Source organism: Acinetobacter sp. AS167 (genome assembly GCF_037152175.1).
GTDB lineage: Bacteria > Pseudomonadota > Gammaproteobacteria > Pseudomonadales > Moraxellaceae > Acinetobacter.
On the sequence record NZ_JBBCMP010000002.1, the window covers coordinates 68,803 to 81,138 of the forward strand.

7 protein-coding genes and 1 pseudogene are annotated in these 12,336 nt (G+C 35.8%); 3 read left to right on the top strand and 5 right to left on the bottom strand.

Going from position 1 to position 12,336, the window contains the following annotated elements:
- Positions 1–7 precede the first annotated feature (7 nt).
- Together WFN33_RS03725 and WFN33_RS03730 are read right to left on the bottom strand one after the other, a co-directional pair.
- Positions 8–988 carry a quinone oxidoreductase family protein gene (locus WFN33_RS03725; protein WP_336951598.1) on the bottom strand — a complete coding sequence of 327 codons (981 nt, stop codon included), beginning with the start codon at positions 986–988 and terminating at the stop codon, positions 8–10.
- A 560-nt stretch (positions 989–1,548) separates the two neighbouring features.
- Positions 1,549–2,892 carry a putative bifunctional diguanylate cyclase/phosphodiesterase gene (locus tag WFN33_RS03730; RefSeq protein WP_336951600.1) on the bottom strand — a complete coding sequence of 448 codons (1,344 nt, stop codon included), beginning with the start codon at positions 2,890–2,892 and terminating at the stop codon, positions 1,549–1,551.
- A 982-nt stretch (positions 2,893–3,874) separates the two neighbouring features.
- Here WFN33_RS03730 and WFN33_RS03735 point away from each other — a divergent pair.
- The gene (locus WFN33_RS03735) at positions 3,875–6,058 is read left to right on the top strand and encodes a solute carrier family 23 protein (RefSeq protein ID WP_336951602.1); all 2,184 of its coding nucleotides are present in this window, start codon (positions 3,875–3,877) and stop codon (positions 6,056–6,058) included.
- Between the two features lie 299 nt (positions 6,059–6,357).
- On the opposite strand, the gene WFN33_RS03740 is transcribed toward WFN33_RS03735, so the two are convergent.
- On the bottom strand, positions 6,358–7,326 hold the full coding sequence (locus WFN33_RS03740) for an esterase/lipase family protein (protein WP_336951603.1): 969 nt from the start codon (positions 7,324–7,326) through the stop codon (positions 6,358–6,360).
- A 1,173-nt stretch (positions 7,327–8,499) separates the two neighbouring features.
- Here WFN33_RS03740 and sbmA point away from each other — a divergent pair.
- Both sbmA and WFN33_RS03750 read left to right on the top strand, forming a co-directional pair.
- Positions 8,500–9,696, top strand: a complete 1,197-nt coding sequence (gene sbmA, locus WFN33_RS03745; RefSeq protein WP_336951605.1) for a peptide antibiotic transporter SbmA — start codon at positions 8,500–8,502, stop codon at positions 9,694–9,696.
- 1 nt (position 9,697) lies between these two features.
- Positions 9,698–9,878 (top strand): annotated as a pseudogene (locus WFN33_RS03750) (3-oxoadipate CoA-transferase); the annotation flags it as partial.
- Between the two features lie 293 nt (positions 9,879–10,171).
- On the opposite strand, the gene phnX reads toward WFN33_RS03750, so the two are convergent.
- Both phnX and phnW read right to left on the bottom strand, forming a co-directional pair.
- Positions 10,172–10,987 carry a phosphonoacetaldehyde hydrolase gene (phnX, locus tag WFN33_RS03755; protein WP_336951607.1) on the bottom strand — a complete coding sequence of 272 codons (816 nt, stop codon included), beginning with the start codon at positions 10,985–10,987 and terminating at the stop codon, positions 10,172–10,174.
- A 194-nt stretch (positions 10,988–11,181) separates the two neighbouring features.
- A complete protein-coding gene (gene phnW / locus WFN33_RS03760) occupies positions 11,182–12,315 on the bottom strand; it encodes a 2-aminoethylphosphonate--pyruvate transaminase (protein ID WP_336951609.1) in 1,134 nt (377 codons plus the stop codon).
- Between the last annotated feature and the right edge of the window lie 21 nt (positions 12,316–12,336).

The following is a 12,336-nucleotide window of genomic DNA, read 5'->3' on the forward strand; positions in this document are numbered from 1 at the left end:
CATCCCTTCAAATTACAAAAATTGATGATCCCGTGTTTTTACGTGCTTCTAGATCACGGTGAGCTTGAACTGCATCCTTGAGTTCATAGCGTTGATTGATTTCAATTTTGATGCGTCCATGTCGGACATGATCAAATAACTCATTGGCAAGTTCTTGTTTTTCTAAAGGATCGACAATGAAATCTGCTAGTGCTGGGCGGGTCATATATAAAGAGCCTTTCATTGCCAATAAGACCGGATTAAATTCTGGAACTGCACCTGAAGCAGTCCCTACACAAACCAATAAGCCACGGCGTTTTAACGAATCAAGCGATGCCATAAACGTGTCTTTACCGACACTATCAAAGACCACATTTACCCCCACCCCATCGGTTAATTCTCGTACTCGTTCTGCAACATTTTCATAACTATAATTAATGACATGGTCACAGCCATATGTACGGGCGATTTGTGCTTTTTCTTCTGAAGAGGTTGTACCAATCACTATCAATCCGAGTAACTTTGCCCATTGAGAAACAATCAAGCCCACACCACCAGCGGCGGCATGTAATAAAATGCTGTCCCCTTTTTTAAAGTCATAAATACGACGCATTAAATAAGCCGAGGTTAAACCACGCATGGTCATTGCTGCGGCTGTTTCACAAGAGATTTCTTCAGGTAGTTTGATTAATACATCAGCCGAGATTAAACGTGCAGTGCTATAAGCACCTAAAGTATTTAAAAAGCCGGTATAAGTGACTCGATCACCCACTTGAATATGATCTACCCCCTCACCCACAGCTTCGACTACACCAGACGCTTCTACGCCCATACCATTTGGCAGTGGAATTTTATATGTACCATCGCGAAAATAAGTGTCAGCATAATTTAATCCAACTGCCACATGACGCAGACGCACTTGCCCTGCTGCTGGTTCACCAACATCAATGTCTTCATATTGCAAAACATCTGGTGTTCCTGTTTCATAAAACCGTATTGCTTTATTCATGCCATTTCCCTATCCATGCCGTATTTTTATCAATATTTAAAAATCATGATTAAAACTACAACACAGCAGATGCAGCTCACTTTACATAACACGACACTGACTTAGCATTTTACGACACGCTTGTTTTTAAAATTGTAAGCTAGTTGAGTAAGGCACTGTTTTTAAATTATTTTATGATTTTAAAAACAGATCACCTATGTTGTTTTTTTAAAACTTATACTTGTATATCTGTGACCACCCAATTGGTATGGGAAATTTTAGCTGTAAGCCTATTTCTTGGAAATTCTAGAATTGAATCAGTCTTTAGAGTAAATAAATCATTTCACTTATTGTTTTAATTTTTAAACAGGTTGAGACTTCTGAACAATTTAAAATTCAGTTTTAACTTTCAATAAAACTAGAATGATCCACCTCTAAAGACTTATCACAAAACTTAGCTAACTTAGAAAATATTTAATTTAAACCCATTTAATTCTTAAAGGCTTTCACAATACAACCATTGAATCAAAGATAGATCTAAAACAGCCTATTTCTTATTCTTATGATTTTTCTCGGAAACATTAATGCTTTTCCTCAGCTATTTTATGCATAAAATCCGTTAAAGGCATAGGACATCCCCACAGGTAGCCTTGAAATTCAGTACAGCCATTTTCTTGAAAGCGATTAAATTGCTCATAGGTCTCAATCCCCTCAGCTAAAACACGCAAGTTTAAATCAAGGCCAATTTTAACAATTCCATAGACCAATTTATTACAGCGTTCATCATCTAAAGCCGCTTGTACAAAACTCTGATCAATTTTGATCTGGCTAATGGGCATTTTCTGCAAATAGCTTAATGATGAATAACCTGTGCCAAAATCATCTAAAGCAAGCTGAATGCCATTTTTATCCAGAAAGCCCATTTTTTCTATAACACTTTCAATATTATTTAACGCAACCCTTTCAGTTATTTCTAATATGAGTTGGGATGGAAGCACTGCATTTCTCTCCACCATAGAGGTCACGATTTGCTCAAAATTCTCTTGCATAAAATGATCAGCACTTATATTGACTGAAAGTGTAAGATCTTTTGTAGATTCATTTTTACTCCATTGTTGTAATACTTTAGTTGCCTGAATCAGTATCCAATCTCCAATTTTAGGCATTAACTCCAAAGTTTCTGCGACAGGAATAAAATCGTTTGCTGGGATATATCCAAGCGTCGGGTGATGCCAACGTAGCAAAATTTCAGCACCTATAATTTTTTCAGAAGAATTTACTTGAGGTTGATAAAAGAGCTCAAACTGTTGTTTTGAAAGTGCCAAGCGTAGATCATGTACCAGCTTACTTTCTATCTGCAATTCCAATTGCATGACAAAAATTGATATACACATCATAAGCGTGGCAACAGATATTGCAATCCAACCACCATAAGCCCGAATACTTTCAGATAAAGGTATTGCCGCATCCAAAGTAAAAGCACTTCCACCAAAAAAGATAAAAGCAGCTATCGATAAGATAATTAAAATCAACTGTAAAGCATTGGGATCTCTTCGATAATTCAAATATCCCAATATTGCTCCTGCTGGAAGAAATAAATGTGAAACTCTAGGATGGTCTAGTGTGGCCACATCAAATATTAAGCAAAAAACTACAGGAAAAATAAAGAGGACGACTTGTGAAAGCAATATACCCGCTGAAATCCGATGTATAAAAATCAAAAATAAACTGAAGATAGACATTGTTGTAAAAAAAATATCAATACAAACAATGAACCACATCTTTGCAAAGCTGAAATATATGGTCCAAAATAGGCAAAAAGCGATACAAATAGCAATATTTGCTTTAGCCGCAATCGTTATTTGCTGGTTTTTTATGGCATTGAAATATTTATTTTGGTTTTTTAAATAGGATAAAACGACCATAAATCACTCCATTACAAATGTTTATTGATCAAGTATCCACATTGTTTTTATATACAATTTCAGAATCACATCAATAAACACTAAGCTATTAAAAATACTTATAAATTATAAATATCTGACTTGTTAACATGCTTGATTAGCTTTAAAAACGACTGTCGTTTTCAATTTAGTCCTTTAAATAATTATCCGTCTAGTAATCGATCAATTTATATTTTTTGACATTTATAGCTCAAAAGTGTTCAAAATCAATATTGTGAATAATATTAAAAATAGTCATAAAGGTAAAAAGTATTTTTTAATGAAATTGTATATGCTCCAGCATCCTGCTAAGCGAGTTGTAGTAAAAAGATAGCTTTAATTTAAAAACTATCTTAGACAAAAACAAAATATACCATGTTTTTTCACATGTTACAGCGCCAACAGATGAGTAGATAAAATAAATATCCACAAGCATTGTGTAGTTAAAACACAGCAATACTCATTCTTATCCACTCAAATAAATAACCAAATTCACGTGAAAAAACATATTTTCTAAAATATTTCATAAACCCTACAAAACCCAATATAAAAAAAATATAAGTTTTACATCTGAATAATTTTTTGGAAAAACATATCATGTCCCCAAGTAAAACTTACCTATTTAAAACAAATACATCACCATTCTCTATTACTCAAGCAATAATTTATATAGACTGAATCAGCACTTTTTAGCCTATAACTCTAAAAATCAAATTAAAATTAACGTATTAAAATATTTATAATTTAGCTAATTTTTCGAATTAATGTTTAAGAATTTCTTTAATATTCAGAAAAATTTATCATTTGTAAAGCTGATATAGAGTTTCTTTCGTAATCTGTTGTCATTTGGTCTTTATCAAAGTCTAAGGACACATTCTCATCTAACTTAGGCAAGTTTGGTGTACAGCATGAAATAGACTGTATCCAGATGCATATCAAACTTATAAATTTGCCGAGAATATTTATGCAACAGGAATTAGTGCCCAAAAGAAAGTTTTATACAAATGATTTGCTCTCAGGTTTAGTTGTTTTTTTAGTCGCTCTACCGCTCTGTTTAGGTATAGCCAGTGCCTCAGGTGCACCATTAATTTCTGGCATTATTGCAGGTGTTATTGGTGGAATCGTTATAGGTTATTTGAGTGGTTCTCATATCAGTGTCTCAGGTCCTGCTGCTGGACTTACTGCTATTGTTTTAACGCAATTGGATAAGCTTGAAGGCAATTATCAAGCTTTCTTATTTTGTTTGGTTTTAGCAGGTCTCCTCCAATTATTTTTTGGATTATTTCGCTTAGGAACATATTCAAATTTTATCCCAACCAATGTGATTATGGGGCTTCTTGTTGCCATCGGGTTAATATTGATCATCAATCAGCTTCCTCTGCTCTTTGGGATCAAAACTGAAATTCTTCAACAACGTTGGAACGAAGGGATAGGCCTACTACAACACCTTGATTATGGTGCGGCAATCATTGGTATTTCTAGTGTATTCATTATTTTATTGTGGGATAAAACACCTTTAAAAAAAATGGTGATCCCCTCTGCGCTTATTGCGGTTATTTTTGCTGGGTTATTAAATTATTTTTTTATCAATACAAATTCCAGCCTCGCAGTCAGCACTGAACATTTAGTCAATCTTCCCAATATCTTTTCAGGTGTTGAATCAATTATCAGTTTCCCTGACTTCACTCAATGGAATAATCCTATTATTTATACAGGCGCCATTACACTCGCAATCGTCGCCTCGCTTGAAACGCTATTAAATCTTGAAGCAGCGGACAAAATGGATCCGCAAAAGCGTGCCTCTCCGCCGAACAAAGAGTTGGTTGCTCAGGGTATCGGAAATACCATGTCTGGTTTAATTGGAGGTATGCCGATTACTTCAGTGATTGTTCGAAGTTCAGTCAATGCAGCAAGTGGCGCAAAGACTAAATTCTCTGCAATTTTTCACGGTATTTTATTGATTATTGCAGTTTTATTTCTAACACCATTAATCAATGTTGTTCCATTATCTTCCCTTGCCGCCATTTTAATTTTAACTGGCGTGAAATTAGCAAGTCCTTCACTTTTTAAACGGATCTATGGTCAAGGATGGAAACAATTTCTACCTTTCATTGTAACGGTTATTGCAATTATTGCGACTGATCTGCTGATCGGTATTTTGTTGGGGTTGTTGATTAGCTTTATTATTGTATTAAAAAATAATTTATTCCGTGGAGTTCGTATCATCCATGAAGCACATTTGCATGGAAATATTACCCGTATTGAACTAGCACCCAATATTAGTTTTTTAAATCGTTCGGCTTTGGTTTCTGCTCTAGAGAAAATAGTCAGTGGTGATACCGTAGTGATCGATGCATCAAATACCTACTACATCGATCCTGATGTATATCAAGTGATTAAAGACTTTAGAGATGAAACTGCTACAGAAAATGGGATTGATGTAAAACTTATTGGATTTAAAATACATTATCCTGAAATTAAAGAAGAAGAACTGGATATTGATGTCAGTACTCAGGAAATTCAACGACAACTTACGCCTTCGCAAGTATTTGAGCTACTCAAAGAAGGTAATCAAAGATTCGTTAACCATGAACGTATTTATCATAATATTGCTCGTCAAATTCAGGTCACTGCACAATCTGGACAGCATCCATTTGCAACTGTTTTAGGTTGTATGGATTCACGTGCGCCAACTGAACGGATTTTTGATGTCGGAATTGGTGACCTATTTAGTTTACGAATCGCTGGAAATATTGCGGGTGAAAAAGTATTAGGTTCTTTAGAGTTTGCCTGTAAGAGTAAGGGCTCAAAATTAATTTTAGTATTGGGACATACAGACTGTGGTGCTGTGACTGCTGCTTGTCAGATGTATGAACAAAAAAAGGATATCACTCAACTGAGCGAAACCCCACATGTACAATATTTCCTGAAACCGATTATGCAGGCAGCTGAAAACGTACATAAAGAAATGACTGATTACCAACTCACCAGTAATTTCATTCAAGCGGTGACTATTGCAAATGTACAAAATAATATTGCCTATATCTTAAGAAATAGCCCAGTACTGAAAAAGATGGTCGAAGAAGGTGAAATTGGCATTGCAGGTGGTATTTATGATGTAAAAACTGGAAAAGTAGATTTTTTATAAAGTCGATACCAGTATAATCTCATTGTGATCTGTATAAGGATATCAGCATAAAGCTGATCTTAAAGGCAAGTGTAGTGATCGACATGGATGTCATCTTCGCCCCTTTTGCAAGGATCTCTAATAAATCTTTATCAGCTTTCTATTCATAAATGAAAGAATCTAAATCTTTAGTAAAGATTAAACTGAAAGCCAATCACTATACTCTAAACAAAACATTAGAAGCCTGAATATTCAGACTCCCTTATGATGCGCTTGATATTAATTTTGAAAATATTAGGTCTATTTCTTTAAATATTTGCTTATAGCCCTTCAAGTTTAAGACGATTGACCTGTTGACGATAAAGTGACACAGGATCTGGTCCAAACCATGCTTTTAAGCCCAAAATCTGATTGATTTCGTCTAGGTGCGTTTGATTATAGTCGTCTCTAATCACTTGTCCAAAATGTGCATTGCAACGGTTAACCAAGCCATCATTGTCATTATTTTTATAAGATCTTGGTGCCATGGTGGAAATGGCAACGTCAATGACATCAAGTAGATTGGTTGCTTGAGCTTTACCTGTCCACGAGTAATGATATACCCCATTACTGGTAATCTTCTGACCGTTACCACAATCAGATGGGATTGCTGCAGTTGGGAATCTAGCATTGAATTCTGCAGAACCCTTTTCACTTAATGATTTTAATGAGCGATCTAGACTAATCGGCAAATCAGGATTACCTTGTAGGAGTAATTCCACTGGAGCAACGATATACTGTCCTAAGACGGTAAATAAAAATTTCTCAGCAGGATTATCCAACATGTCATCTCCCACTTTGGACCCTTTAAACGTTCCAGCAACAGCAGTGAGTGAAGCAACTTTTTCAGGTGCAATCGCTTCAATATAACGAATGGTCGGTCCACCATGACTATGACCAATCAGATTAACTTTTGACTTTCCCGAGAGTGCCAAAACTTCATCTACTTGTTGTAGCAACTGCTCGCCACGAACTTCGGTGGATTCTAGTGGAGAAACCTGGGTTGCATAAACCGTCGCACCATTACGTGCCAAATCAGGAAGCACCTGATAAAAATAATCCATCCCAAAAGCTGTCGGACCGAGTCGAGTAAAACCAAACATCCCATGGTTAAATACAACAGGATATTTGGTTTTTGCATAATCAGAAGCCACATAGTCGCTGCTGACGCTGTTTAAACCAGAAGCAAAAACTGGCATAGCCAATGTGGCCAAAGCCACAATATTAGCGGTGAGTAAAGTCTGTTTCATATATTTCCCTGCTATCTTGATTTCTTTTATTAAGAAATAAGCATCATTCACGTTATAAATCCTCTATAACCTTGCATTTTTTGTTTTTTGCATAGTATTCCTGTTTAAATAAGGTTGCCATCTACAATCCTTATTTACTGAATGCTATTAACCCTCCTTAATCATGGATATATTTAAAATTCTGCAGACCCATTTATTTTAGTTGATTGCATAAATGAGGTGACTGGATTTGTTTGGCTAAATCACGCAGTGTCCTAATATCTTTTAGTTTTGACTGTCACTGAGTTTCTTCTTTTCTGCCTTTCTAAAAGTACATTAAATTATTTTCCAGTTTTCAGCTTGCTCAATAGTTGAAAGATTTTTATGATCTATCACGTTTATTTACTTGACTGTTTAAATATTGTAAGTCGCCTACTGTTCTAATTAGATCACTAAGCTCGTCAGCTAGAAGGAAAAGTTTTTGTAGCTGGCTTAAATTTAAAGAAGCCCATTGATAATATTTAAAATATTCCTGAATTATATTACGGGGCGTTGATGACTTCGTTGCTTAGGATATGAACAGAACGAAAAGTAACTCATCAGTTCATTTTACTGAAAAAACTGAGATATCACTTTAGAGATGTTGTGTAAAGCCAAGAAAATCGTCCAGTTGGCTAAATACCACCTAAACAGATAGATGTGAATAGTCATCATTGTTTATTAGTATGGCATTTAATTACTTAACTATAAAAACCTTACATTTTTCAAAAATTACCACTGCATTCCCTTGCAACCTGCTTAAATACTTTTACAAAAAACAATTCCATTACTTAAATATTGATTTAACTTGTCCGTTTTAAATTCATTATTTTTAAAAATTTTTCTATAAATCAAAATTTTACTGAAAATACACCTCAAACGATACAAGGTAAAACTCAGATTTCTCTTATGATTTAAAGTACATTGGTTAAATGATAACTGCTAATTTTGTTGGCCAATTTCGATTGTAACTATCCCAAAAAGTCATTTAGTACAGAACGATAAGTTCACATTCAGCTTTTATTTTTTAAATTTCAGATGAAATGAAAACTCAACATTAGAAATGCACTTGAATGCCACTTATTGTTATATTATAACATAACATTTAAATAATCTCATTAACTGCGTTCCTTTAAGTCACAGGGCATTTTTTACATGTTTAGGTCGTTTTTTCCCAATCCAAAGTGGTTTTTTTTATCTTTAATTACTTGGTTGATTATTAATTTATTCTTGTGGAACTCTGGTGGAAGCCATTGGGGTGAGTTTTTAGGTTTACCCAAAGGTTATGCAAATTTAGAACTTCCCATAGGCGTTAGTCGCTTCTGGTCACTCTCTTTTATATGGTTTTATTTATGGTTCTTCATCTCAACATCTATTTTTGCAGGTTTTTGGCATTTAAAATCAGATAACCGTTGGCAAAGATGGTCCGTATGGGGGTCATCATTTATTCTATTTAATATCTGGTTTGGCGTTCAAGTAAGCGTCGTAATCAATGCTTGGTATCAACCATTCTATAACCTTATTCAAAACATGTTAGAAAATGGTGGAGGTGATATTAAAGAACTCTATATGGGAACAATTACTTTCTTATTGATTGCTCTAGTTGCAGTTACTTTAGCTGTAATCAATTCTTTTTTTACCAGCCATTATGTATTTCGTTGGCGCACAGCTATGAATGAATATTATACCAAGCACTGGCAAGAACTACGTCATGTAGAAGGTGCTTCCCAACGTGTTCAAGAAGATACCATGCGTTTTGCAACAATTTTAGAAGACCTTGGTGTAAATTTTATTAAGGCGATCATGGTACTAATTGCTTTCCTGCCTATTTTATTTGAACTTTCTAAACAAGTAACAGAATTACCACTGGTTGGAAATATTGATCATTCTTTAGTCTGGGCAGCAATTATATGGGCAATATTCGGTACAGTTTTACTTATGCTGGTCGGGATTAAATTACCCGGTCTACAATTTAATAATCAAAGGGTTGAAGCGGCTTATCGCAAAGAATTGGTCTATGGAGAGGATCATGAGCAACGGGCACAACCTAAAACATTAAAAGCACTATTTGGAAGTGTTCGGCAAAACTATTTCCGATTGTACTTTCATTACACCTATTTTAACCTAGCAAGCATCTGGTATATTCAATTAGATATTTTGTTTAGCTTATTCGTTTTATTTCCATCCATTGCAGCTGGAAAAATGACATTAGGACTCATTACCCAAATTACCAACGTTTTTGATCAAGTACGTCAATCTTTTCAATATTTGATTAACTCTTGGAAAACAATTATAGAGTTACTTTCCATTCACAAACGCTTAAAAGCTTTTGAATCAATTTTAGATAAATAACATTAAGACTAAATTATCTTCTCCTGTAACAGCTTTGAAATGTGTTGATCGTATTTATACTGATCTTTGTGTGATTGATGTGGCTGAAAAAAGTGTGAAAGTCATTGAAAATGTAGACGGTTTAAGCTTTGACGAATTGCAGTCGATAACTGGATGCGAAGTTGATTGATGTAACTATATAAAACCTCCCTTCGTCCCTCATGAAAGGGGGGTAACTTAAATTGCAAAACATTGGATGGAAGCTATTAGGCAACATAAGTTTTATAAGCATAATTTTGGAAAACCGTACTCACTTCCTTATAAAATCGATTTAACTCATAGCTTGGTCTACCACAAACAACCAAGCAAACACTCAAGTTAATTAAACAATTTCTCATGGATTCATCATTTTCATGCAGCATGAGGAAATTAAACAAAGAATTGATACTTCAGCACTAAAAAAATACCAGTCATAAAGACTGGTATTCATCATCTGTTAAGGCTTTTCACCATTTGCTAAACGCTGTTCAATCGCATCCAATACCGCAGGTAAGTCAGCAATACTATCAATCACATAATGTGTACCTGAAGCATTCATTTTTGCGTATGCTTTTTCTTTTAAACTTAGTTGTTCAGACGCTGAAAGTGCAGACCATTCTTCGAAGCTTAGCCCCACTTCATTCCCACTAACGGCCAAACCCACAGTCCAACAACCAGCGTTTAAACCTTCTTCGATGCCGACCACTGTGTCATCCACTTTCACCACATTTTTAACATCTAACACATCAAGTTCGATTAAGTTTTTCCACAACATTTCAGGATATGGACGACCATGTTTCACATCACTGGCTGTGATAGTACAGTCAGGCACATAGCCTTGATCAGCTGCATCTTGCATCAATTGACCAATCATCATCGAAGCATAACCAGTATTACTGCCAATTTTTGCACCACGGGCACGAATATCAGCAAATGCCTCTAATGCCCCCGGAATCAATTTTGAGCAGCTTGGGATGCTTTTCAATTGGTATGGAATAAAGTCCTGATATAAACGGTCAATATCCGCCACAGTCACTTCAGCACCATGTGCCTGTTTCCACGCATCTGCAACACGTGGCATTTTCAAAACTGCCGCAATGTGATCGCGTTTTTCCAAACCCATTGGCGCACGTGCTTCTTCAATTGAAATTTCAACTTTATTATCTGAAAATAAGGCCATAAATGCTAAAATTGGTGCACGTGAACCAAAATCTACTGTTGTACCTGCCCAATCAAAAACCACGGCTTGTAATGCTGAAGTTGAAGTGTTCATAAGTTTGTCCTATTCATTTCTCAAAGTTAAAAATAGCTATCTTGCGTAAGTTGAGTTTTGCGTAATATTTAATTTCAAATGGAAGCGCCCGCTCCTTTCAAAGGAGATAGCTAGGGAGAGGATTTATAATCTCCCCCCATCCAAACCTCCTTCCTGAGCCATAAATGGCGCAAAAATGAAGTTGTGAATTCCAATCAAATTCGATAGTGCTCAATCGCTGTTAAAAGTCGTTCAATATCATCTAAATAAATCTCTCCAATATTGCCGATACGGAAGCAATTTAAATCGGTGACTTTGCCGGGATAGATCACAAACCCTGCTTGTTTCAGATTTTCATACAAGGCTTGAAAGCTAAAATCGACTTCATTTGGATATAAAAATGTAGTGATAATTGGAGATTGTGGTGCGTCTTGATCTAAGACCATTTCAAAACCAAGCGCTCGCATACCTGCGGCTAAACGTTGTTGATTATTGAAATAACGCTGATAACGAGCGGTTACTCCACCTTCTTGTTCTAATTCTAAAAGTGCTTGATAAAAAGCACGCACCACATGAGTGGGTGAAGTAAAACGCCATTTACCATTATGCTGTTCCATGGTGTTCCATTGGTCATATAGGTCTAAACTGACTGAACAAGCCAAACCTTTGCACGCTTGTAATTGCTCACGTTTTGCCAAAATAAAACCAAAGCCTGGTACACCTTGGATGCATTTATTGGCACTTGAAATCAAGAAATCAATTTCAAGCTCTGCAATGTCCATTGGTACACCACCAAAAGAACTCATCGCATCGACAATCCACACTTTGTTTTTGGCTTTGACAATGCGTCCAATCGCTTGAATTGGATTTAATAAACCTGTGGTGGTTTCGCAATGCACACATGACACATGAGTGATATTGTCATCTTCAAGTGCTTTTTCGATATCAGCCAGTTGAGGGATTTGCATTTCAGGGTAGCGTAATTCCACCACGTCAATTTTTAAACATCGAGCCATTTGCACCATGCGTGCACCATATGCCCCGTTATTGATAATTAAAATTTTACCATCCTTTGGAATCGCCGAACCTAACACTGCTTCTACAGAGAAACTCCCACTGCCTTGCATCAACACAGCACTATATTGTTCAGGTTTTGCAGTTGCCAACGCCACCAAACGACTGCGGATCTCCTGAACCAATGCGTTATATTCTTTGTCCCAAGTACACCAATCACGTTGCATCACACGACGCACACTTTTCGAGGTAGACAATGGTCCCGGTGTCAACAGTAAGTATTTATTTTCAACATCGTTTTCAATTGTGTTTGCAAGTTCAATTTGTGCGTTCATTTCGCCTAACCTTGTTCAATT